We start from the raw sequence: 22,977 nt of genomic DNA on the forward strand, positions 1-22,977 counted from the left end.
GGCCCGGCAAGCCGGCCGGCGATGCGGCAGGCTGGAGGCATGCGCCTGGCGACCTGGAACGTCAACTCGGTGAAGGCCCGCCTCCCGCGGCTGCTGGACTGGCTGGCCACCACGAAGCCCGATGTCGTCTGCCTGCAGGAGACCAAGTGCCCCGACGGGGCGTTCCCGGTCGCCGAGGTGGGCGAGCTGGGTTACGAGGCGGCCAGCCACAGCGACGGCAGGTGGAACGGGGTGGCCGTCCTCTCCCGGATCGGGCTGGCCGACGTGGCGGTCGGCTTCCCCGGCGAGCCGGGCTTCCCGCTGCCGGAGGCCCGGGCCATCTCGGCCACGTGCGACGGGCTGCGGGTCTGGTCGGTGTACGTGCCGAACGGCCGCGCCCCCGAAGACCCGCACTACGTCTACAAGCTGGCCTGGCTGGCGGCGCTGCGGGACGCGCTGGAACCGGAGCTGACCGCCGGAGCGCCGTTGGCCGTCTGCGGGGACTTCAACGTCGCACCGACCGACGCCGACGTCTGGGATCCGGCGCTCTTCGTCGCCGCCACCCACGTCACCCCGCCCGAGCGCGCGGCCCTCGCCGCGCTGCGCGACCTCGGGCTCAGCGACGTGGTGCCCACCCCGATGAAGGGCCCGCACCCGTACACGTACTGGGACTACCGGGCGGGCATGTTCCACCAGAACAAGGGCATGCGGATCGACCTGGTCTACGCCTCCGCCCCGTTCACCCGCGCGGTCCGTTCCGCGTACGTCGACCGGGAGGCGCGCAAGGGCAAGGGCCCCTCGGACCACGCCCCGATCGTGGTGGACGCCGACCTGGTGCCGGCAGTCGAGGCGTTCTGAGCAGCGCGCGAGCCGGACCACGCCCTGCTCGGCTGGTTAGGGTGGAGCCATGGCAGTCGTGAAGATCAACGCGATCGACGTCCCGCCGGGCGCCGGCGCGGAGCTGGAGAAGCGGTTCGCCGCCCGGGCCGGCGCGGTGGAGAACTCCCCCGGCTTCCTCGGCTTCGAGCTGCTCCGCCCGGTCTCCGGGGAGAACCGCTACTTCGTCTACACCCGGTGGGAGTCCGAGGACGCCTACCAGGCGTGGGCGCAGGGGCCGTCGCGCGCCGCGCACGCCGGCGGTGAGGGTGGCGAGCCACGCAAGCCGGTCGCCACCGGTGCCGCGCTGCTGGAGTTCGAGGTGGTCCAGCAGGTGCCGGGCAAGGGCTGAGCAACCCGAACCAGGCGTGGAGCGGCCGCGCGGGGCGGGCTGTGGTGGGGGCGGGGTGCGACGATGCCGACATGACGCCTCCCCCGGTGCTCAGTCGCATCCTTGTCTGGCTGGTTGGGTCGGCTGCGGGTGGCTTGTTGATCGCGCTGCCGGACTCGGGGCCCCGGCTGTTCTCGTTCAGCCGGGCGCACGGGCCTTCCCTGGTGGACTTCCTCGGGATGGTCATCGCGGTGGTCGCGTGGCTGCCGGTCGTCTGGCTGATCTGGCGTCACCGGGCGGCGCTACGTGGCCTCATCGGCTGGCTCTTGGGCGGCCTGGCGTTGGCCGGAGGCGCTCTCCTGGCCGTCACGATCCGCGCCGACCTCGGGCTGTGGTGGCTGGCCCCGGTCACGCTGCTGGTGGTGGCACAGCTGCTCGCGCTGGGGTCGCTCGCCCGCCGGGCCGGTCAGGCGTCGTCGAGCAGGGACGCGAAGGCGATCACGTTGTCCTGGTAGCCGGTCCGCCCGCCGACCCAGTCGCCGCCGCAGGTGATCAGACGCAGGCCGGGCGGGCCCTGGTCGCCGTACACGCGGTCGGCGGGGAGGTCGGCCTTGTCGAACAACTCGACGGTGTCGACCTTGAAGGTCGCCACGCTCTGGTCCGCTCGGGTCACCTCGATCCGGTCACCGGGCTTGAGGTCGCGCAGGCGATAGAAGACGGCTGGCCCGCGCTTGGTGTCCACGTGCCCGACGATGATCGCCCGACCCGGTTCACCAGGAACCGGGCCGCGGTCGTACCAGCCGGTCTGGTTGTGCTGGCTCAGCGGCGGGACGTCCACCGAGCCGTCCTTCGCCTGGCCGACCGGGGTGATCGGCGCGGTCACCTTGATCGCCGGCACGGAGAGGCTCACCGGTCGGCTCGCCGCCGGTCGGCTCCGGGCCGGCTCGGCCGGGCGCTGCGTCGAACCGGTCGCCGCCCAGTCGAACGGGCCGACGGTACGGCCCAGCCCGGCCCCGGTGGCGAACACCCCGACCAGCACCAGCACCACGGCGAGCGGCGCCGACCAGGGACGGCGCCCGCTCGGCCGGCCCCCGGTGGACGGCTGTGGGGCGGAGTGGACGGCCATGGCGCGGCTCAGCGGTGCACGGAATCGCGGACGGTACGCGGGCGGCGCGCGGCCGCCACGCCGACGACCGCCCCGGCCACGGTCAGCGCCAGCCCGACCGGCACCAGGAGGCCACCCAGGCCGATCCCGGCGGTCCCGCCGAAGCCGGTCGCCGGCCCGCGGCTGGGCTGTACGGCCTTGACGACCTGGAGCATCGTCGAGGCGGTCTGCCCGCTCGGGCACTCCAGCTTGACGCGGTAGTTGCCGGGGCGGGTACGTTCGCTGACCATCGGCGAGGCGGTGAGCAGCCCGCGCTGCGGCTGCACCTGGACCCGGCCGAAGGCGTCGGAGATCACGATCGCCGGCACCGAGTTGTCCCGACAGCTCGCCCGGATGCCGACCAGGAAACCGGGTTCCACAGTGCTGGGGGTGACCTCGACGAAGACGACGTCACCGGACGGCCGCTGGTCCTGATCCTGCGGATCGGCGGTCGGCCCGGCGGCGGGCAGCGCGGCGGGAGGCGGACCGGCCAGTGCGGGCGCCGCCCCGAGCAGGGGGACGGTGCCCGCGGCCGCCGCGATCAGCAGCGCCGCCCGTCGTGTGACTGACACCATGACCCCTCCCGGGCTCCCCGACAACTCCAGCTCGGCGCGTCTGACGCCGCGCCGCGACCGGAGCCGTCGCGTCGGCGGTGTCGAGCGGCGAGCCACCCGTCCTGCCGTGGATGAATCCTCTCATCCCAGGTCGAACATCACATCCGATCGGCGGCAACGGTCGCGTACGCTCGGGTCGCTGTGACCACCATCGACCAGAACCCCGCGCCGCCGGCCCACGCCGCCGGCATCCGCACCTTCCATCCGCGCCGCGGCCGGATGAGCGAGCGACAGCGCGACGCGTTGGCTCGGCTCTGGCCCACGTACGGCGTGGAGATCGCCGACCTCGACGGACCGTTCGATCCGACGGCGCTGTTCGGGCGGCGGGCTCCGATGGTGCTGGAGATCGGTTCCGGCATGGGCGACGCCACCGCCACGATGGCGGCGGCCGACCCGGACCGACACTATCTGGCGGTAGAGGTACATACGCCCGGAATCGGCAACCTGCTGGACCTGGTCGAACGGCACGGGCTGGGCAACGTCCGGGTGGCCCAGGGCGACGCACTGGACCTGGTCCGGATGATGCCGGAGGGCTCGCTGGCCGCGGTGCACGTGTTCTTCCCCGACCCCTGGCCGAAGGCGCGCCACCACAAGCGCCGGATCATCCAGCCGGCGCACGTGGCGCTGCTGCGCTCCCGGCTGGCCCCTGGCGGGACGCTGCACTGCGCCACCGACTGGGCCGAGTACGCCGCGTCGATGCGGGAGACGCTGACCGCCGACCCGGAACTGGTCGACGTGCACGGCGACTACGCCCCCCGCCCGCCGCACCGCCCGGTGACCAAGTTCGAGCGCCGCGCCCTCACCGCCGGCCGCGACATCTTCGACCTCATCCACCGCCGACGGTGAAAGCGAGGGGTCCCTGTCGACGCCTGGCGTGGTGAAGGGAGCCCTTGTCGACAGCCACCCGGTGGGCGGGGCCGGGTTGGCGCGCGGGCCATGATCCAGGCACCATGGACGCGCTATGACGCTCACCGCCGCGCTGCCCGCAAGCGCCGACCCCGACACCCTCTTCGACGCGTTCGCCGGCTGGGCGAAGGAGCGCGGCCTCGACCTCTATCCCCACCAGGAGGAGGCGGTCATCGAGATCGTCTCCGGGGCGAACGTGATCATGAACACGCCGACCGGGTCCGGCAAGAGCCTGGTCGCGATCGCGGCGCACTTCGCGGCCCTGGCCGACGACCGCACCACCTTCTACACCGCGCCGATCAAGGCCCTCGTGTCGGAGAAGTTCTTCGCGCTCTGCGAGGTCTTCGGCGCGGAGAACGTCGGCATGCTCACCGGCGACGCCAGCGTCAACGCCGACGCCCCGATCATCTGCTGCACGGCGGAGATCCTGGCCAACCTCGCGCTGCGCGAGGGCACCCGGGCCGACGTCGGTCAGGTGATCATGGACGAGTTCCACTTCTACGCCGAGCCGGACCGGGGCTGGGCCTGGCAGGTGCCGCTGATCGAGCTGCCGCAGGCTCAGTTCGTCCTGATGTCCGCCACGCTCGGCGACACCACCCGGTTCGTCGACGACCTGGCCCGGCGCACCGGCCGGCCGACCGCCGTCGTCCGCTCGGCAGAGCGGCCGGTCCCGCTCCTCTTCTCGTACGCGATGACCCCGCTGCACGAGACCCTGGAGGAACTGCTGGAGACCAAGCAGGCCCCGGTGTACGTGGTGCACTTCACCCAGGCCGCCGCGCTGGAACGCGCCCAGGCGCTGATGAGCGTCAACGTCTGCACCCGGGCCGAGAAGGACATGATCGCCCAGGCGATCGGCAACTTCCGGTTCACCTCCGGCTTCGGCAAGACCCTGTCGAGGCTGGTCCGCCACGGCATCGGCGTGCACCACGCCGGCATGCTGCCGAAGTACCGCCGCCTGGTGGAGACCCTGGCCCAGGCCGGGCTGCTCAAGGTCATCTGCGGCACCGACACGCTCGGCGTCGGCATCAACGTGCCGATCCGCACCGTGCTCTTCACCGGCCTGAGCAAGTACGACGGGACCCGGACCCGGCTGCTCAAGGCCCGCGAGTTCCACCAGATCGCCGGCCGGGCCGGGCGGGCCGGCTTCGACACCCTCGGCCGGGTGGTGGTGCAGGCCCCCGAGCACGTCATCGAGAACGAGAAGGCCCTGGCCAAGGCCGGCGACGACCCGAAGAAGCGCCGCAAGGTCGTGCGGAAGAAGCCGCCGGAGGGCTCGATCGGCTGGGGCGAGCCGACGTTCCAGCGCCTCGTCGAGGCCGAGCCGGAACCGTTGACCTCCAGCTTCCAGGTCAGCCACTCGATGCTGCTCAACGTCATCGGCCGGCCCGGCGACGCGTTCGCCTCGATGCGCCACCTGCTCACCGACAACCACGAGGACCGGGCCGCCCAGCGGCGGCACATCCGTCGGGCCATCGCCATCTACCGGGCGCTGCGGGCCGGCGGGGTGGTCGAGGAGCTGCCGGAGCCGGACGAGCAGGGTCGCCGCGTCCGGCTCACCGTCGACCTCCAACTCGACTTCGCGCTCAACCAGCCGCTGTCGCCGCTCGCCCTGGCCGCCATCGAGCTGCTCGACCGGGAGTCCCCGTCGTACGCCCTCGACGCGCTGTCGGTGATCGAGTCGATCCTGGACGACCCGCGCCAGGTGCTCTCCGCGCAGCAGTTCAAGGCGCGCGGCGAGGCGGTCGCCGCGATGAAGGCCGAAGGCATCGAGTACGAGGCCCGCCTGGAGCTGCTCGACGAGGTGACCTGGCCCAAGCCCCTCGCGGAGCTGCTGGAGAACGCGTACGAGATGTACCGGCAGGGCCACCCGTGGGTCGCCGACCACCAGCTCTCCCCCAAGTCGGTCGTCCGCGACATGTACGAGCGGGCCATGACCTTCCCGGAGTACGTGCAGTTCTACGGCCTGTCCCGGTCGGAGGGGCTGGTGCTGCGGTACCTCGCCGACGCGTACAAGACGCTGCGGCAGACGGTCCCCGAGGACGCCAAGACCGAGGAACTGGTCGACCTCATCGAATGGCTGGGCGAGCTGGTCCGCCAGGTCGACTCCAGCCTCATCGACGAGTGGGAGCGGCTGCGCAACCCGTCCGACGTCGAGCAGGTCGCCGCGTCGCTGGACGACCGGCCGCCGGCGGTCACCCGGAACGCCCGGGCGTTCCGGGTGCTGGTCCGCAACGCCCTGTTCCGCCGGGTCGAGCTGGCCGCCCTGCGCCGCTGGGACGAGCTGGGCGAACTCGACGCCTCCTCGGGCTGGGACGCGGACGCGTGGGCGGACGCGCTGGAGCCGTACTTCGAGGCGTACGACGGGATCGGGGTCGGACCCGACGCGCGCGGGCCGGCACTGCTCATGATCGAGCAGGGCCGGGAGCGGTGGACCGTACGCCAGATCCTCGACGACCCCGAGGGCGACCACGACTGGGGCATCAGCGCCGAGGTGGACCTCGCGGCGTCCGACGAGGTGGGTGCCGCGGTCGTACGGATCACCGCCGTCGGACAGCTGTAGAACCTGTCGCCGGAAGGGCCGCCCGGGATGTCCGGGCGGCCCTTTTCGTTCCCTGGGCGATGTCAGCCCCGTCGATTAGAATGTATGTACTAATCGAGCTGCTGACCTGGGAGGATGCTCGTGACTGCGCCCACCTCCACCGCCCCGCTCACCCCCTACGCAACCCTCCTCGGCTTCACCCGGTACGTGGACCGCACCGGGCCCACCAAGGCCACCTTCGTCGGGGGCCTGCGCAAGCAGCGGGCTAGCCGGTCCGGCTTCAACCCGCACGGTCAGTTCGTCAAGGCGCTCAAGGCCGACGTCGCCTTCCACACCGGCGGCACCCACCTGGCCCAGGTCGCCGACCTGGTCAAGCCCCGCTGGCGCCCGCTCTACGAGGCCCTCGTGCCCGGCGCGACCACCTGGCTGCATTCCCTCGGCGAGCCGTCCGGCGTCGACCTGGCCCAGACCCGCGACGCCCTGGCCATGCTGGGCGACCTGCCTGTCAAGATCAACCCGCACTTCGGCGTCCGATACGCCGACGGCCACGCCGAGGCGATCCGCCTGCACTTCGACGAGGCTCCGCCCAGCGAGGAGGCCGCCCTGGCGACGCTGCACCTGATGGCCCGGCACATGGACGCGGTCCTCCCACACGCCGAGCCGGTCCTGGTCGACGTCCGGCGCGGCGAGGCCCACCGCATGCCCGCCACGGCCCGCCCCGACCAACTCGAACAGTGGCTCGCCGGCGAAGCCGCCGCCTTCCGCGCCATCTGGTCCACCGCCGCCTGACCCACCCCATTTCAAGATCCGCGCAACTTCGGGGAGCCTGCTGCCTCAACCGGCCAGGAGGCAGCAGGTGCCCTGAAGTTGAGCGGATCTGGCGTTGCCTCGGGTGACGTCGGGGTTATCCACAGGGGATGGTGGCGGGTGCGGCGGTCGGCCAGGGTGGGTGGATGCCCGTTCCTCCTCGGCGACCGGTCCAGTTGCAGGGGCGCGGTTGTCGACGGGCTGCTACGGCAACACCTCGTCACCGCCGACAAGCTCCGGGAACTCGCCCACGCGCGGCTCGGGGCACGTGGGTGGAAACGCATGCGGCGAGTCGCCAGCCTGGCCGACGCTGGAGCGGAATCGCCGCAGGAGTCCCGGCTACGGGTCCGACTGGTCCTGGCCGGCCTTCCGGCACCTGTCACCCAGTACGTGCTGGAGCGCGACGGCCGATTCGTCGCCCGGCTGGACCTCGCGTGGCCGGCATGGAAGATCGCCGTCGAGTACGACGGCCTCTGGCATCACGATCCGGACCAGTTCCACCGCGACCGCCAGCGCCTCAACCAACTTGTCGGTGCGGACTGGATCGTCCTCCGCCTGACGGCGAAACGCTTCAAGGAAGACTTCCCCGGCTTCCTCGTGGAGGTCCGCCAAGCCATCCGCTCCCGCGCCCGCTGATGCGCGCTCAAAGCGGCAAGATCCGCGCAACTTCAGGGATCCTGCCGCCTCTTTCCGAGGCGAGGCAGCATCTTCCCCGAAGCTGCGCGGATCTTGAGCGGAGATTGGTGGGTCAGGCGGAGAGGTGCTTTTCCAGGTCGTCGAGGATCTTGTTGGCGGCGGTGACGCCGATGCCGGTCATCCACGTCTCGTCGGAGACGACGTGGGCCTTGCCGGCCTTGACCGCGGACAGGCCCTGCCAGAGGCTCCCCGTCGTAACCTTCGCCTGCTCAGCGGCGGCCTGCTCGCCGTACGCGGTCACGAAGATGACGTCGCCGTCGACCTCGTTGACCCGCTCGTGGCTGACCATGTCGAAGCGCTTCTCCTTCTTGCCGTCGAGGCGCTGCCGCTCCGGGCGGCCCAGCCCGGTGTCGCCGACGACGATGCCGGAGAACGAGTCCGGGCCGTACACCCGGATGTTGCCCGGCATGAAGCGGACGATGGAGATCTCCCGGGACGCGGCGTCGCCGATCTTCGCGCCGAACTCCTTGGCCCGCTTCTCGTAGGTGGCCAGCAGGTCCTTCGCCTGCTGCTCCTTGCCGAGGGCCTGGCCGTCGAGGAGGAAATTCTCCTTCCAGGTGACGCCCACCTGCTCGGTGAAGACGGTCGGCGCGATCGCGGACAGCTCGTCGTAGAACTTCTCCTGGCGGAACTTGCTGCCGAGGATGAGGTCGGGCTTGAGCGCGTTGATCGCCTCCAGGTCGGGCTCGGTGAGCACGCCGACCTCCGTGATCCCGGCGAGCTTGTCCGCCCCGAAGTAGGTGGGCCAGCTCTTCGCCTCACCGGCAGTCGCCGCGCCGACCGGCGTGACCCCCAGTGAGAGGGCCGTGTCGATCTTGTCGGTGTCGAGCACCACCACGCGCTTCGGCTCGGCCGGAACCTTGGTGGTGCCCATCGCGTGGGTGATCTCCCGGGTCTCCCCGGTGGCCGTGCCGGGGGCGGGGTCGCTCTTCCCACAGGCGGTGAGGCCGACACCGAGGGCGAGGGCCGCGGTGAGGGCGGCGGCGAGACGACGCATCAGGGTCCTTTCTTGCGGTACGAGTCGGCGCGCTCAGGCGTCGCCGACAGAGGAGCCGGCCGGTATGGCGGCGGCTTGGGTGAGGGCGGGCACCACCAGCGGGGCGCCGGTGACGGGGCAGGGCACGACCACGCAGTCGAGCCCGAAGACCTCCCGGACCAGGTCAGCGGTGAGGATCTCGCGCGGGGGGCCGGCCGCGACCACCGCGCCGGCCCGCATGGCGACCAGGTGGTCGGCGTACCGGGCGGCCTGGTTGAGGTCGTGCAGCACGGCGACCACGGTCCGACCGCGCTCGACGCGCAGCCGGTGCAGCAGGTCCAGGACCTCCACCTGGTGAGCGAGATCGAGAAACGTGGTCGGCTCGTCCAGCAGCAGCGCCTCGGTGTCCTGGGCGAGGGTCATCGCGATCCAGACCCGCTGCCGCTGCCCGCCGGAGAGGGTGTCCACCGGCCGGTCGGCGAGCCCGGCGACGTCGGCCAGCGCCATCGCCCGCTCGACGGCCCGGCTGTCCTCCGTCGACCACTGCCGCCACCAGCGCTGGTACGGCTGCCGCCCCCGCCCGACCAGGTCCGCGACGGTGATCCCCTCGGGCACGAGCGGGCTCTGCGGCAGTACGCCGAGGCGCCGGGCCACCTCCCGGGTGGGCAGGTCCCGGATCACCGCGCCGTCGAGCAGCACGCTGCCGCGCCGCGGCGGAAGCAGCCGGGCCATGGTGCGCAGCAGGGTGGACTTGCCGCAGGCGTTCGGGCCGACGATGACGGTGAACGCGTCGGCGGGCAGGTCGAGATCCAGCCCGTCCAGGACGGTCCGGCCGTCGTAGCCGACGACCAGGTCGCGGGTGGACAGCATCGCGGTCACGACCGCCTCCCTCTGAGCAGCAGGAACAGCAGGTACGGCCCGCCGATGGCAGCGGTGAGCACACCGGCGGGAAGCTGGGTGGGCGCGAACAGTCGGCGACCGGCGAGGTCGGCCAGCACCAGCAGCAGCGCCCCGAGCAGCGCGGCGCAGAGCAGCGGTGGCCGTTCCGCCCGGACCAGCCGGCGAGCCACCTGCGGCGCGACCAGGGCGACGAAGTCCACCGCGCCGACCTGGGCGGTGACGGTGGCGGCGACCAGCACACCGGTGGCGGCCAGCCCGATCCGCCGGGCCACCGGACGCAGCCCGATGCCCCGGGCGGTGTCGTCGTCCAGGGCGGTGCTGTGCAGTGCCCAACCGGCCCAGGCCAGCACGGGCAGCAGCACCGCGAGGGTGACCCCGATCCAGGTCGCCTCGGTCCAGCCCTTGCCGGCCAGGGTGCCGATCAGCCAGAGCTGGGCGCGCAGCCCGTCGATCGGGTCGGCGGTGAGCATGACCACCTCGGTCAGCGCGCGGAACGCGAACGCCACCGCCACCCCGGCGAGGACGAAGCGTTGCGCCGCCAGGCCGTGCCGGGCCCCGAGGGCGAACACCAGGGCCGCCGCGACCAGGCCGCCCAGCAGCGCGGCCGGCGCCACCAGGATCGCGGCGGCGCCGCTGGTGAGGGCCACCGTCGCGGCCAGCCCGGCGCCCTGGGTGACGCCGATGACGTCGGGGCTGGCGAGCGGGTTGCGGGCCACGCTCTGGATCAGCGTGCCGGCCATCCCGAACGCCGCCCCGGCCAGCGCCGCGAGCACCGCGCGGGGCAGTCGCAGGTCGAGCACCACGAGGTCGTACGGGGTGCCGGCCCCGGAGAGGGCGCGCAGCACGTCGATCGGGGCGACGTACGGGGTGCCGAGCGAGAGGCTGAGCACGACGGCGGCGGCGAGCAGCAGGAACAGGATGACGGCGACGAGCACCGGGCGGCGGCGGACCTGCACGGCCACCGGCCCGACCCGCAGCAGCGACCGCCCGGGCAGGGCGATGGGCGGCGCGCTCACGGTGTCTCCTCTGTTCGCGACTGCGGGGCTCGCAAAACCGGCTCACTCCTCGCGCTCACGCGGTCACCACCTGGGCGCGGCGGACCAGGAAGGCGAGCAGCGGGGCGCCGATCAACGCGGTGACGATGCCGGCCGGGATCTCGCCGGGCGGGGCGACGAGCCGGCCGGCGATGTCGGCGGCGAGCAGCAGGGCCGGCCCGAGCAGCCCGGCGACCAGCAGGGTCCACCGGTGGTCGGCGCCGACCAGGGCCCGGGCCAGATGGGGCACCGCCAGCCCGACGAACGCGATCGGCCCGGCCGCCGCGACCGCGGCACCGGTGAGCAGCACGCCGGCGGCGCCGGCGCCGAGGCGTACCAGGGCGATCCGGTGGCCCAGGCCGCGGGCCACGTCGTCGCCGAGGGCGAGCGCGTCGAGTCCCCGGGCGACCAGGGCCGCCAGCACGGTCCCGGCGAGGACGAACGGGAGTACCTGCCCGGCGACGCCGGCGTCCCGGCCGGTGAGGCCGCCGACCACCCAGAAGCGGTACTCCTCGAAGGTGCGGGCGTCGATGCTGAGCAGCGCGTACACCACGGCGGCGAGACTGGCGTCGACGGCCGCGCCGACCAGCGCGAGGGTGACCGGGCTGGCGCCGTCGCGGGTGTGGTTGGCGACGGCGAAGACCAGCAGGCCGGCGAGGAGCGCGCCGGCGACGCCGAACCAGACGTACCCGGTGAGGGTGCCGACGCCGAAGACGGCGATGGCCAGCACCACGCCGAAGGACGCGCCGGCGCTGATGCCGAGGATGCGCGGCTCGGCGAGGGGGTTGCGGGTCACGGCCTGGAAGAGCACTCCGGCGAGGGCGAGGGCGAGCCCGACGACCAGCCCCAGGGCGGTACGCGGCAGCCGCAGTTCCCGCACGATCGTGCTGGCCTCCCCGCCGTCCGGGGCGGTGAGCGCGGCCCACACCTGGTCGACCGGAAGCGGACGGCTGCCGAGCGCCAGGCTGGCCAGCAGCGCGACGATGAGCAGCAGCGCCGCCGCCAGGGCGACCGCGAGGCGGCGGCCGACGCCTCGGCGGCTCGGGGTGCCGGCCCGCTCGGGCCGGACGGCGACGGTGGTCACGGGTCTCCCGTCCCTATCGGCTTAGGTTCGCCTTACCTTAGCGGAGAAGGTTAGGCATACCTAACTCGGGATCATCGATCTTGAGGCGAAGAGTTGCGCCTCCAGCAGGGGGAGGCGGGAGGGTGAGGGACATGAACGGCGAGACGCTCTACTCGATCGGCGACCTGGCCCGCCGGACCGGGCTGACGGTCAAGACCATCCGGTTCTACTCCGACCGCGGGATCGTGCCGCCGACCGACCGGGGCCCGACCGGCCACCGCCGCTACGGGCTGGACGCCGTCGCCCGCCTGGACCTCGTACGGACGCTGCGCGACCTCGGGCTGGACCTGCCCACGATCCGCCGGGTCGTGGACCGGGAGGTCTCGCTTCCCGAGGTCGCCGCGGCGCACGCCCAAGCACTGGCGGCACAGATCCGCGTGCTGCGCCTGCGGCGCGCGGTGCTGGCGGCGGTGGCCCGACGCGGATCCACACCCGAGGAGATGGAGCTCATGCACAAGCTGGCCAGGCTCTCCGACGACGAGCGCCGGCGCCTGATCGACGAATTCCTCGACGCCGCCTTCGCCGGCCTGTCGGCCAATCCCGAGTTCGCGGGGGTCAGGCGTTCCCTGACCCCCGAACTGCCTGACCACCCCGAAGCCGAACAGGTCGAGGCGTGGGTGGAGCTCGCCGAACTGTCCCAGGACCCGGACTTTCGCGCCGGCATGCGGCGGATGGCGGAGCAGCATGCGGCCGACCGCGCCCAGGGCAACATCCCGGGCGTCCGACGGGACGCGGTGGCGGTGGTCCGCGACCAGGTCGGGCCGGCCCTGGCCGCCGGCATCGACCCGGTCTCACCTCGGGCCGATCCGGTCATCGGGACGGCGCTGGCGCGGTACGCGCAGCTCTGCGGCCGCCCGGACGACGCCGACCTCCGGCGGTGGCTGCTACTCCGGCTGGAGTCCGCGAACGACCCCCGCCGGGAGCGGTACCTGCACCTGCTCTCGGTGATCAACGGCTGGCCGACGACGGAAAGCCTGACCCCGGTCCTCGACTGGTCGATCCGCGCCCTGCGGGCCCGGACCTCGGCGTAGTCCCTTTTCTGCCGGTTTGCACCCCTACCCTGGGAGCATGCGATTCGACCAGCACACCGTGGTCCTCCTGGTCCGTCCCGACGACCCGCCCGAGTTGCCCAGGGACGTCGCCGACCGGCTGCAGGACACACACCTGGCCCACCAGGCCGGGCTGGTGGAGCAGGGTGCCGTGCTCGCCGCCGGCCCGTTCCTCGGCGGCGACGACGAGCGGATCCGCGGCTTCGCCGTGCTCTCGGTGGACCCGCAGATGGCCCGCGAGCTCTACGCCAACGATCCCGCCGTCCGGGCCGGGCGGCTGGTCGCCCGGGTGATGAGCTGGATGGTGCCGGAGGGCGTCCTCCGGTTCGAGCAGGTGCCGGTGCCGACCTCCATGCTGGAGGCCGCCACCGGGGACTGACCAGGCCCCTGGCGGTCGCCGCCGGGAAAGCCGACTCAGTCCTCCGCGGCAGGGCGGCTGCCCGGCACCACCGGCATCGGCCACACCCCGGTGCGCGGTAAGGCCGGCACGGCCACCTGGTGGTCCGCCCAGACGTACGTCTCGGGCAGCAGGTCGGCCACCGGGACCGCGCGCAGCGCGTCCATCGGGCCGACGATCACCTTGATCGACGGGAAGTAGTCGAGCAGCACCTGACGGCAGCGGCCGCACGGCGGGATGACACCCCGGCCCCGGTCCCCCACCGCGACGATGGTCTCCAGGTCCCCGGCGCCCTGGGTGGCGGCGGCCCCGATCGTCACCACCTCGGCGCACGGCCCCCCGGTGAAGTGGTAGACGTTCACGCCGGTGAACACCCGACCGTCGGTGGTCCGCGCGGCGGCGGCGACGGTGTGGTTTTCGCCGCGACAGCGCAGCTTGGCGACGGCCGTGGCGGCCTGCACCAGCGCCCGGTCGGTGTCCCGCATGATCATCCCCTCCCGTCGTCGACGTCGGCGGCCACTCTAGTCGGGCAAGGGGTCCAGGCCCGGGGCGGCACGCGCGGAAGGTGGTGCGGTCCCCCGCTCCCACCTGGCCGGTCCGGCCGGCCCACGGCCGGTCGGTAACCCGGGAGCGCTCCGGCGCACGCCTGCCTATCCTTGGCGACGACATGCAGAATCCAGCCGCACCCGCCGCGCCCGAGACCGCCCGCGACCTGCACCGCCGTCTCTCCCCCCTGATGTTCCGCGACCAGCGCCGGCTCCAGCGGCGGCTGGACGGGGTCCGGAAGCTGCGCGATCCGCAGCGGCGCGAGGCGGCGCTGGCCGAGATCGCGGCCGAGGTGGCCCGGGCCGAGGCCCGGCTGGCGAGCCGGCGAGCCGCCGTGCCGGCGATCACGTATCCGGCGCAGCTGCCCGTCAGCGAGCGCAGGGACGACATCGCCGCCGCGATCCGCGACCACCAGGTGGTGATCGTGGCGGGTGAGACCGGCTCCGGCAAGACCACCCAGCTGCCCAAGATCTGCCTGGAGCTGGGTCGGGGCGTGCACGGGCTGATCGGGCACACCCAGCCCCGCCGGCTCGCCGCGCGGACGGTGGCGGACCGGATCGCCGAGGAGCTCGGCACCGAGCTGGGCGACGTGGTCGGCTACAAGGTGCGCTTCACCGACCAGGTCAGCGAGCGGAGCCTGGTCAAGCTGATGACCGACGGCATCCTGCTGGCCGAGTTGCAGACCGACCGCATGCTGCGCCAGTACGACACGCTGATCATCGACGAGGCGCACGAGCGCAGCCTCAACATCGACTTCATCCTCGGCTACCTCAGGCAGCTCCTCCCCCGTCGCCCCGACCTCAAGGTGGTCATCACCTCGGCGACCATCGAGACCGACCGGTTCGCCCGGCACTTCGCCGACGCCGAGGGCAACCCCGCCCCGATCGTCGAGGTGTCGGGGCGGACGTACCCGGTGGAGGTGCGGTACCGACCGCTGGTCGAGGTGACCGAGGCCGAGGAGGAGGACGAGGCCGACGACGAGAACGTCCGCGACCAGATCCAGGCCATCGGCGACGCGGTCGAGGAACTGGCCGCCGAGGGGCCCGGCGACATCCTGGTCTTCCTCAGCGGCGAGCGGGAGATCCGGGACACCGCCGAGGCGCTCGGCAAGCTGGTGGAGAAGAAGCGGTCGCTGCTGGGCAGCGAGATCCTCCCGCTGTACGCGCGGCTGTCCACCGCCGAGCAGCACCGGGTCTTCGCCCCGCACACCAGGCGCCGGGTGGTGCTCGCCACCAACGTCGCGGAGACCTCGCTGACCGTCCCCGGCATCAAGTACGTGGTGGACCCGGGCACCGCCCGGATCTCCCGCTACTCCAGCCGGCTCAAGGTGCAACGGCTGCCGATCGAGCCGGTGTCGCAGGCGTCGGCCAACCAGCGCAAGGGACGCTGCGGCCGCACCTCGGACGGCATCTGCGTCCGCCTCTACGACGAGCGGGACTTCGACTCCCGGCCGGAGTTCACCGATCCGGAGATCCTGCGCACCAACCTCGCCTCGGTCATCCTGCAGATGACCTCGATCGGGCTCGGCGATATCGCCGCGTTCCCGTTCATCGACCCGCCGGACCGGCGCAACATCACCGACGGCGTCAACCTGCTGCACGAGCTCGGCGCGCTCGACCCGACCGAGCCCGACCCGGCGAACCGGCTCACCCTGCTGGGCCGGCGGCTGGCCCAGCTTCCCGTCGACCCGCGGCTGGCCCGGATGGTGCTCGAGGGCGAGCGGAACGGTTGCGCCACCGAGGTGATCGTGATCGCCGCGGCGCTCTCCATCCAGGACCCGCGCGAACGCCCCGCCGACAAGCAGGCCCAGGCCGACCAGGCGCACGCCCGGTTCGCCGACAAGGAGTCGGACTTCGTCGCGTACCTCAACCTGTGGCGGTACCTGCGCGAGCAGCAGCGGAGCCTGTCGTCCAGCGCATTCCGCCGGATGTGCAAGGCGGAGTACCTCAACTACCTGCGGGTCCGCGAGTGGCAGGACATCGTCAGCCAGCTGCGCCAGGTGCTGCGTACCCCCGAGCAGGGCGACGGGCGGCGGGGCCGGCGCGGTGCGACCGACGAGGCCGACGGCGGCCGGCGCGGCGCCGGCGCGGACCTGCCGGAGGAGATCGACACCCCGAAGGTGCACCAGTCCCTGCTGCCCGGCCTGCTCTCCCACGTCGGGCTCAAGGACGCCCAGAAGCACGAGTACCTGGGGGCGCGCGGCGCGAAGTTCGCGATCTTCCCCGGCTCGGCGCTGTTCAAGAAGCCGCCGCGCTGGGTGATGGCCGCCGAGCTGGTGGAGACCTCCCGGCTGTGGGGCCGGGTGGCCGGCCGGGTCGAGCCCGAGTGGGTCGAGCCGCTCGCCCAGCACCTGGTCAAGCGCAGCTACAGCGAGCCGCACTGGGAGAAGCGGCAGGCCGCGGTGATGGCGTACGAGAAGGTCACCCTGTACGGCATCCCGATCGTCACCTCCCGCAAGGTCAACTTCGGGCGGATCGACCCGGCACTGAGCCGTGAACTGTTCATCCGGCACGCGCTGGTCGAGGGCGACTGGCAGACCCACCACCAGTTCTGGAAGGACAACCAGAAGCTGCTCACCGAGGTGGAGGAGCTGGAGAACCGGGCCCGGCGGCGGGACATCCTGGTCGACGACGAGACGATCTTCCAGTTCTACGACGAGCGGATCCCGGCCGAGGTGGTCTCCGGCCGGCATTTCGACTCGTGGTGGAAGAAGACCCGCCCGGAGCGGCCGGACCTGCTCACCTTCACCCGCGAGCTGCTGGTCAACGCCGGTCGCGGCGGGGTGGACGAGGCCGACTACCCGGACGAGTGGCGGGCCGAAGGGGTCACCCTGCCGCTGACCTACACCTTCGACCCGGGCACCACGACCGACGGCGTCACCGTGGACATCCCGCTGCCGCTACTCAACCAGGTGCCGGCGGAGAGCTTCGACTGGCAGGTGCCCGGGCTGCGCGAGGAGCTCATCATCGCACTGATCCGGTCGCTGCCGAAGGCGGTCCGGCGCAACTTCGTCCCGGTGCCGGACTACGCCCGGGCGGCCCTGGCCGCGATCACCCCCGGCGAGGAGCCGCTGCTCGACGCGCTCACCCGCCAACTGCGCCGGATGACCGGGGTGACGGTGCCGCCGGACGCCTGGGACCTGGGCAAGCTGCCGCCGCACCTGCGGGTCACCTTCCGGGTGCTCGGCGAGGACGACAAACCGGTCGCCGAGGGCAAGGACCTGCCGGCCCTGCAACGCCAACTCCGCCAGGAGGTACGCCAGGTCGTCGCCGCCGCCGCGCCCGACATCGCCCGGACGGGCCTTCGTGAGTGGAGCATCGACGATCTTCCTCGCACCATCGAGCAGGTCCGCGCCGGATACGCGGTGACCGCGTACCCGGCCCTGGTCGACGAGGGCACCACCGTCGGGGTGAAGGTGTTCGACTCGCCGGCCGAGCAGGAGGCCGCGCACTGGGCCGGTACCCGTCGACTGCTCCGGCTGACCGTGCCGTCCCCGGCGAAGTTCCTCCAGGGACGCCTGTCCAACGAGGCCAAGCTGGCGCTCAGCCGCAACCCGCACGGCGGGGTGCAGGCCCTGATCGAGGACGCGGCCGGCGCGGCGATCGACAAGCTGACGGCGGACGCGGGCGGCCCCGCCTGGGACGCCGAGGGCTTCGCCGCGCTGCGCGACAAGGTCCGGGCCGACCTGGTCGACACCGTGGTCGAGGTGATGGGCCGGGTCCGCCAGGTGCTCGCCGCCGGGTACGCGGTGGAGCAGCGGCTCGGCGCGACGCGGAACCTGGCCGTGGTGGCCGCCCTGGCCGACATCCGCAACCAGCTCGGCGGTCTGGTGCACAAGGGCTTCATCACCGAGGCCGGGTACGCCCGCCTGCCCGACCTGCTGCGTTACCTCACCGCCATCGAGCGCCGGCTGGACCGGCTGCCCGGCAACCCGCAGCGGGACAAGCAGCAGCAGGACCGGATCGCCGTGGTGCAGCGGGAGTACCAGGACATGCTGGCCGCCCTGCCGCCGGCGAGACGGCAGTCGGCGGCGGTCCGGCAGATCCGCTGGATGCTCGAGGAGCTGCGGGTGAACGTCTTCGCCCAGGCGCTCGGCACCCCGTACCCGGTTTCCGAGCAGCGCATCTACCGCGCGATGGACGAGGCCGAGGGGCGTTAGGGAAGCGGCTCCACGCCCGGCGGGAGCTCGTTCCCGACGGTGGCGTCGTGGACGTACTCCAGCAGGATGCGGCGCAGCTCGCGGCCGGCGTGGGTGGGCACCACGTCGCGGCGGCGGGCCACCGCGATGGTCCGGCGTACGCCGGGCCGGGCGAGCCGGGTGACCCGGATGCCGGCCCGCCGGGCCACCGCGATGCCCGGCACCAGCGCGGCGCCGAGCCCCGCCTCGACGAAGCTGAGCACGGCGTCCATCTCCCCGCCGTCCACCGACAGGGTCGGCTCGAAGCCGGCCTCCCGGCACGCCTGGAGGGTGGCGTCGCGCAGGTCGTAGCCCTCGCGGAACATGACCAGCGGCTGGTCGCGCAGGTCGGTGATGCCCAGCTCGCCGGTTTCGGAAGTGCCGGGCAGCGGGTCCACCGAGGCGACCACCAGGCTCTCGCGCAGGATCGGGTCGGTGCGCAGCCCGGGGTCGGTGCCCGCCGCCGGCATGATGATCAGTGCGAGGTCGAGGTCGCCGCGGAGCAGGTCGCGGACCAGGTCCTGGGAGCCGCCCTCCTCGACCCGCAGGTCGACGGTGGGGTGGGCGTCGCGGAACCGGCGCAGCACCTGCGGCGCTAGCGAGGTGGCCAGGCTGGGCGTGGCGCCGAGGCGGACCCGACCGCGGCGCAGCCCCACCAGCTCCTGCACCTCCCGGGTGGCGGTGTCGACGTCGGCGAGGATCCGCTTGGCCAACGGCAGCAGCACCTCGCCGGCCGCGGTGAGGGTGATGTTGCCCCTTACCCGCTCGAACAACGGGGCTCCGAGGTCGGTCTCCAGGGCGTGAATTTGCTTACTCAACGAGGGCTGGGTAATGCCGACCAGGTCGGCCGCTTGGGTGAAATGTCGTACTTCTGCGACCGCCACGAAGTACCGGAGCTGATGGAGCTGCATCTGGATAGCTTATGGCTATCAAGACTAGGGGGACGATGCATTGGACGACTGATCAAAGTGCTCCTAGCGTCGGTCGCGTGGTAATCACGAAGACTCGGTCGCCCATCCGCTCCAACGTCGGCCTCAAGGCTGTCATGGCGGTGACGGGCATTCTCCTGGTGCTGTTCCTCATCGCGCACATGCTCGGCAACCTGAAGGTGTTCACGGGGGAGACCTCGTTCGACCACTACGCGCACTGGCTGCGCGACATCGGGACGCCGCTGCTGCCGTCGACCTGGTACCTGTGGATCCAGCGGACGGTGCTGACCGTGGCCGTGCTCGGCCACATCGGGGCCGCCACCGTGCTGGCGCTGCGCTCCCGGGCCGCCCGCCCGGTGCCGTACGCCCACCGCAGGAAGGTGCACGTCAACTACGCGGCTCGCACGATGCGCTGGGGTGGGGTGATCATCCTGCTCTTCGTGATCTATCACATCCTGGACCTGACCACCGGTCACCTGAACCCGCAGGGCGACCCGGGCAACCCGTACGGCAACGTGGTCGCCGACTTCGCGCCGGAACGCTGGTACGTCACGCTCTTCTACGCGCTGGCGATCGTCATGCTCGGCTTCCACCTGCGCCACGGCGCCGCCAGCGCGTTCCGCAGCCTCGGCCAGCAGACCCCGAAGGGCGAGCGCCGGGCCCGGGCGGCCGCCCTGGTGTTCGCCGTCGCGCTCAGCGCCGGCTACCTGGTGGTCCCGTTCGCCGTACTCACCGGATTGGTGTCCTGACATGGATCTCTACACCGAAGGCGACCCGATCGCCGACACCAAGGCCCCGGACGGCCCCATCGAGGCCCGGTGGGACCGCCGCCGCTTCGAGGCGAAGCTGGTCAACCCGGCCAACCGCCGGAAGCTGACCGTGATCGTGGTGGGCACCGGTCTGGCCGGCGGCTCCGCCGCGGCGACGCTGGCCGAGCAGGGCTACCACGTCAAGTCCTACTGCTACCAGGACAGCCCGCGCCGGGCCCACTCGATCGCCGCCCAGGGTGGCATCAACGCCGCCAAGAACTACCGCAACGACGGCGACTCGGTGCACCGGCTCTTCTACGACACCGTGAAGGGCGGCGACTTCCGCTCCCGGGAGTCGAACGTGCACCGGCTGGCCGAGGTCTCGGTCAACATCATCGACCAGTGCGTCGCCCAGGGCGTCCCGTTCGCCCGTGAGTACGGCGGCCTGCTGGACACCCGCTCCTTCGGCGGCGCGCAGGTGCAGCGCACCTTCTACGCCCGGGGCCAGACGGGCCAGCAGCTGCTGCTCGGCGCGTACCAGGCGCTGGAGCGGCAGATCGGGCTGGGCAACGTGGAGATGAACGCCCGCCACGAGATGCTCGAAGTGGTCATCGTCGACGGCCGGGCGCGCGGCATCGTGGTGCGGGACCTGGTCACCGGTGAGATCACCACCGAGATGGCCGACGCGGTCGTGCTCGCCTCCGGTGGCTACGGCAACGTCTTCTACCTCTCCACCAACGCCAAGGGCTGCAACGTCACCGCCTCCTGGCGGGCGCACCGCAAGGGCGCGTACTTCGCCAACCCCTGCTACACGCAGATCCACCCGACCTGCATCCCGGTCTCCGGCGACCATCAGTCGAAGCTGACCCTGATGAGCGAGTCGCTGCGCAACGACGGCCGGGTGTGGGTGCCGAAGGCCAAGGGCGACGCCCGCAGCCCGAAGGACATCCCCGAGGACGAGCGGGACTACTACCTGGAGCGGATCTACCCGTCCTTCGGCAACCTGGTGCCGCGGGACATCGCCTCCCGGGCCGCCAAGAACGTCTGCGACGAGGGTCGCGGCGTCGGCCCGACCGGGCTCGGCGTCTACCTGGACTTCGCCGACGCGATCAACCGGCTCGGGCGCAAGGCCATCGAGGCGAAGTACGGCAACCTCTTCGAGATGTACGAGCGGATCACCGGTGAGGACCCGTACGAGGTCCCGATGCGGATCTACCCCGCCGTGCACTACACGATGGGTGGCCTCTGGGTCGACTACGACCTCCAGTCGAGCATCCCGGGCCTGTTCGTGATCGGTGAGGCCAACTTCTCCGACCACGGCGCGAACCGCCTCGGCGCCTCGGCGCTGATGCAGGGCCTGGCCGACGGCTACTTCGTGCTGCCGAACACCCTGGCCAACTACCTCGCCTCCGGCCCGCTGGAGAAGGTCGACGCGAGCCACCCCGACGCGGTGGCGGCGCGCGCCGAGGTCGAGGACCGGATCCAGCGGCTGCTCTCCATCAACGGCGACCGGACCGTGGACTCGTTCCACCGGGAACTGGGCCAGATCATGTGGGAGCACTGCGGCATGGAGCGCTCCGAGGCCGGGCTGCGCAAGGCGATCGACGAGATCCGCATCCTGCGCGAGCAGTTCTGGCAGCGGGTCCGCGTCCCGGGCGACGGCGAGGGGCTCAACCAGTCGCTGGAGAAGGCCGGCCGGGTGGCCGACTTCTTCGAGCTGGCCGAGCTCATGTGCATCGACGCCCTGCACCGGGAGGAGTCCTGCGGCGGCCACTTCCGGGCCGAGCACCAGACCCCCGACGGTGAGGCGCAGCGCGACGACGACCGGTTCGCCTACGTGGCGGCCTGGGAGTACACCGGCACCGGCCAGCCCGTGCTGCACAAGGAAGACCTGAAGTTCGAATACGTCCACCCCACGCAGCGGAGCTACAAGTGAACCTGACCCTGCGCATCTGGCGCCAGCACGGCCCTGAGGACAAGGGTCGGATGGTGACCTACCAGGTCGACGACGTGTCCCCGGACATGTCCTTCCTGGAGATGCTCGACGTGCTCAACGAGCGGCTCATCCTTCAGGGTGAGGAGCCGATCGCGTTCGACCACGACTGCCGCGAGGGCATCTGCGGCATGTGCAGCCTCATGATCAACGGTGATGCGCACGGACCGCAGCGCGGCACCACCGCGTGCCAGCTGCACATGCGGCAGTTCTCCGACGGCGACACGATCGACATCGAGCCGTGGCGCGCCCGGGCCTTCCCGGTCGTCAAGGACCTGGTGGTCAACCGGAACGCCTTCGACAAGATCATCGCGGCCGGCGGTTACATCACCGCGCCGACCGGCAGCGCCCCCGAGGCGCACGCCACTGCGGTGGCGAAGTCCGACGCGGACGCCGCCTTCGAGTCGGCCGCCTGCATCGGCTGCGGCGCCTGCGTGGCGGCCTGCCCCAACGGCTCCGGCATGCTGTTCACCGCCGCCAAGATCACCCAGCTCTCGCTGCTGCCCCAGGGCCAGCCGGAGCGGTACACCCGGGTCATCGGCATGGTGGACGCGCACGACGAGGCCGGTTTCGGCGGGTGCACCAACATCGGCGAGTGCGCGGCGGCCTGCCCGAAGGGCATCCCGCTGAACACCATCGGCCGGCTCAACCGGGACTACCTCACGGCGACGGCCAAGCGCGCCGGCACCCCGGGCTCCTGAGCCCCGCGGCGGGTCCGCCCGCCGTCCGATCCCACCGACCGCCGCACCCCACCACCGGGGGTGCGGCGGTCGGCCTCTTTTTCGGGGTACGCGCCTGCGGCGGCTGTGGCTACCCCGGCAGCGAGCGGCATGATTCTCTCTCCCCCCAGGACGCTACGAACTTGATGACGTATGCGATTCAGCCCCAGCGAGCCGGCAGAGCCCGGGGACCGGGCCGGAAGCCGGGGCGAGCCGGGGCGAGCCGCGGCGAATCGTTTGGGTCATCAAGTTCGTAGCGTCCCGCACACATCCCGTTCCCGCGCCAGTGCCGGTGGTCCCACCGTTTCGGCCGGGCTGCGGACGACGGCCGGTTCAAGTCCCTCCTCGCGGGTAGCAGCCCTATGGACGGCACCGGAGAGGGGACGAACAGGCATGAAGGCACCGATCTGGCACGGCAAGCGTGACGTCCGCGTCGGGGACGTACCGGACCCCAAGATCGAGCGGCCGGGCTGAGCCCGGAAGCAAACCGGCG

General features: G+C 72.2%; 21 protein-coding genes. 13 read left to right on the plus strand and 8 right to left on the minus strand.

All coding sequences use genetic code 11. The annotated features are described in order from the left end of the window. Window positions 1–39 precede the first annotated feature (39 nt). From ACNAVT_RS17695 to ACNAVT_RS17705, 3 genes are all read left to right on the plus strand, one after another. Entirely contained in the window at window positions 40–837 is a 798-nt protein-coding gene (locus ACNAVT_RS17695) for an exodeoxyribonuclease III (RefSeq protein ID WP_416297575.1), read from the plus strand. Window positions 838–886: 49 nt separating this feature from the next. Then, on the plus strand, window positions 887–1,207 hold the full coding sequence (locus tag ACNAVT_RS17700; RefSeq protein ID WP_416297577.1) for an antibiotic biosynthesis monooxygenase family protein: 321 nt from the start codon (window positions 887–889) through the stop codon (window positions 1,205–1,207). Window positions 1,208–1,278: 71 nt separating this feature from the next. Further along, entirely contained in the window at window positions 1,279–1,701 is a 423-nt protein-coding gene (locus tag ACNAVT_RS17705; protein ID WP_416297579.1) for a hypothetical protein, read from the plus strand. Here ACNAVT_RS17705 and ACNAVT_RS17710 read toward each other — a convergent pair. Then, entirely contained in the window at window positions 1,653–2,312 is a 660-nt protein-coding gene (locus tag ACNAVT_RS17710; RefSeq protein ID WP_416297581.1) for a class F sortase, read from the minus strand. The genes ACNAVT_RS17705 and ACNAVT_RS17710 overlap by 49 nt on opposite strands. Window positions 2,313–2,320: 8 nt before the next feature. Then, window positions 2,321–2,905 (minus strand): hypothetical protein, encoded by a 585-nt coding sequence (locus tag ACNAVT_RS17715; RefSeq protein ID WP_416297583.1) that lies wholly within the window; start codon window positions 2,903–2,905, stop codon window positions 2,321–2,323. A gap of 180 nt (window positions 2,906–3,085) precedes the next feature. On the opposite strand from ACNAVT_RS17715, the gene trmB reads away from it, so the two are divergent. The 4 genes from trmB (at window position 3,086) to ACNAVT_RS17735 (ending at window position 7,832) form a co-directional block, all read left to right on the plus strand. Beyond that, window positions 3,086–3,790, plus strand: a complete 705-nt coding sequence (gene trmB, locus ACNAVT_RS17720; protein ID WP_416297584.1) for a tRNA (guanosine(46)-N7)-methyltransferase TrmB — start codon at window positions 3,086–3,088, stop codon at window positions 3,788–3,790. Window positions 3,791–3,905: 115 nt separating this feature from the next. Further along, window positions 3,906–6,410, plus strand: a complete 2,505-nt coding sequence (locus ACNAVT_RS17725) for a DEAD/DEAH box helicase (protein ID WP_416297586.1) — start codon at window positions 3,906–3,908, stop codon at window positions 6,408–6,410. Between the two features lie 120 nt (window positions 6,411–6,530). Continuing rightward, window positions 6,531–7,178: a hypothetical protein gene (locus tag ACNAVT_RS17730; RefSeq protein WP_416297588.1), complete on the plus strand. Its 648-nt coding sequence runs from the start codon at window positions 6,531–6,533 to the stop codon at window positions 7,176–7,178. Between the two features lie 300 nt (window positions 7,179–7,478). Further along, window positions 7,479–7,832 (plus strand): endonuclease domain-containing protein, encoded by a 354-nt coding sequence (locus tag ACNAVT_RS17735; RefSeq protein ID WP_416297590.1) that lies wholly within the window; start codon window positions 7,479–7,481, stop codon window positions 7,830–7,832. Window positions 7,833–7,944: 112 nt separating this feature from the next. On the opposite strand, the gene ACNAVT_RS17740 is transcribed toward ACNAVT_RS17735, so the two are convergent. Genes ACNAVT_RS17740 through ACNAVT_RS17755 form a run of 4 tightly spaced genes read right to left on the minus strand, consistent with a single transcriptional unit; the run spans window position 7,945 to window position 11,886 of the window. Continuing rightward, window positions 7,945–8,889: an ABC transporter substrate-binding protein gene (locus ACNAVT_RS17740; protein WP_416297592.1), complete on the minus strand. Its 945-nt coding sequence runs from the start codon at window positions 8,887–8,889 to the stop codon at window positions 7,945–7,947. Window positions 8,890–8,922: 33 nt separating this feature from the next. Further along, window positions 8,923–9,738 carry an ABC transporter ATP-binding protein gene (locus tag ACNAVT_RS17745; protein WP_416297767.1) on the minus strand — a complete coding sequence of 272 codons (816 nt, stop codon included), beginning with the start codon at window positions 9,736–9,738 and terminating at the stop codon, window positions 8,923–8,925. Window positions 9,739–9,743: 5 nt separating this feature from the next. Further along, on the minus strand, window positions 9,744–10,784 hold the full coding sequence (locus ACNAVT_RS17750; RefSeq protein WP_416297593.1) for a FecCD family ABC transporter permease: 1,041 nt from the start codon (window positions 10,782–10,784) through the stop codon (window positions 9,744–9,746). A gap of 55 nt (window positions 10,785–10,839) precedes the next feature. Further along, window positions 10,840–11,886: a FecCD family ABC transporter permease gene (locus ACNAVT_RS17755; RefSeq protein WP_416297595.1), complete on the minus strand. Its 1,047-nt coding sequence runs from the start codon at window positions 11,884–11,886 to the stop codon at window positions 10,840–10,842. Window positions 11,887–12,017: 131 nt separating this feature from the next. Here ACNAVT_RS17755 and ACNAVT_RS17760 point away from each other — a divergent pair, with 131 nt between their 5' ends. Further along, window positions 12,018–12,956: a MerR family transcriptional regulator gene (locus tag ACNAVT_RS17760; protein ID WP_416297596.1), complete on the plus strand. Its 939-nt coding sequence runs from the start codon at window positions 12,018–12,020 to the stop codon at window positions 12,954–12,956. Between the two features lie 37 nt (window positions 12,957–12,993). Beyond that, the gene (locus ACNAVT_RS17765) at window positions 12,994–13,353 is read left to right on the plus strand and encodes a YciI family protein (RefSeq protein ID WP_416297598.1); all 360 of its coding nucleotides are present in this window, start codon (window positions 12,994–12,996) and stop codon (window positions 13,351–13,353) included. Window positions 13,354–13,388: 35 nt separating this feature from the next. Here ACNAVT_RS17765 and ACNAVT_RS17770 read toward each other — a convergent pair whose 3' ends face one another. Further along, window positions 13,389–13,856, minus strand: a complete 468-nt coding sequence (locus tag ACNAVT_RS17770) for a cytidine deaminase family protein (protein ID WP_416297600.1) — start codon at window positions 13,854–13,856, stop codon at window positions 13,389–13,391. A gap of 182 nt (window positions 13,857–14,038) precedes the next feature. Here ACNAVT_RS17770 and hrpA point away from each other — a divergent pair, with 182 nt between their 5' ends. After that, the gene (hrpA, locus tag ACNAVT_RS17775) at window positions 14,039–18,076 is read left to right on the plus strand and encodes an ATP-dependent RNA helicase HrpA (RefSeq protein ID WP_416297602.1); all 4,038 of its coding nucleotides are present in this window, start codon (window positions 14,039–14,041) and stop codon (window positions 18,074–18,076) included. Here hrpA and ACNAVT_RS17780 read toward each other — a convergent pair. Continuing rightward, complete coding sequence (locus ACNAVT_RS17780; protein ID WP_416297768.1) at window positions 18,073–19,011, minus strand: LysR family transcriptional regulator; 939 nt, start codon at window positions 19,009–19,011, stop codon at window positions 18,073–18,075. The genes hrpA and ACNAVT_RS17780 overlap by 4 nt on opposite strands. Before the next feature lie 29 nt (window positions 19,012–19,040). Between ACNAVT_RS17780 and ACNAVT_RS17785 the strand changes: the two genes are divergently transcribed. The 3 genes from ACNAVT_RS17785 to ACNAVT_RS17795 are packed head-to-tail and all read left to right on the plus strand — an operon-like array spanning window position 19,041 to window position 22,466. Continuing rightward, entirely contained in the window at window positions 19,041–19,772 is a 732-nt protein-coding gene (locus ACNAVT_RS17785; protein WP_416297603.1) for a succinate dehydrogenase cytochrome b subunit, read from the plus strand. A 1-nt stretch (window position 19,773) separates the two neighbouring features. Continuing rightward, window positions 19,774–21,708, plus strand: coding sequence for a fumarate reductase/succinate dehydrogenase flavoprotein subunit (locus tag ACNAVT_RS17790; protein WP_416297605.1), 1,935 nt, complete (start codon window positions 19,774–19,776; stop codon window positions 21,706–21,708). Beyond that, window positions 21,705–22,466, plus strand: a complete 762-nt coding sequence (locus ACNAVT_RS17795; protein ID WP_416297607.1) for a succinate dehydrogenase/fumarate reductase iron-sulfur subunit — start codon at window positions 21,705–21,707, stop codon at window positions 22,464–22,466. The genes ACNAVT_RS17790 and ACNAVT_RS17795 overlap by 4 nt, the downstream gene beginning before the upstream one ends. Window positions 22,467–22,977: the final 511 nt, after the last annotated feature.

The organism is Micromonospora sp. SL4-19, from assembly GCF_047921475.1.
In the GTDB taxonomy this organism is placed as follows: domain Bacteria; phylum Actinomycetota; class Actinomycetes; order Mycobacteriales; family Micromonosporaceae; genus Micromonospora.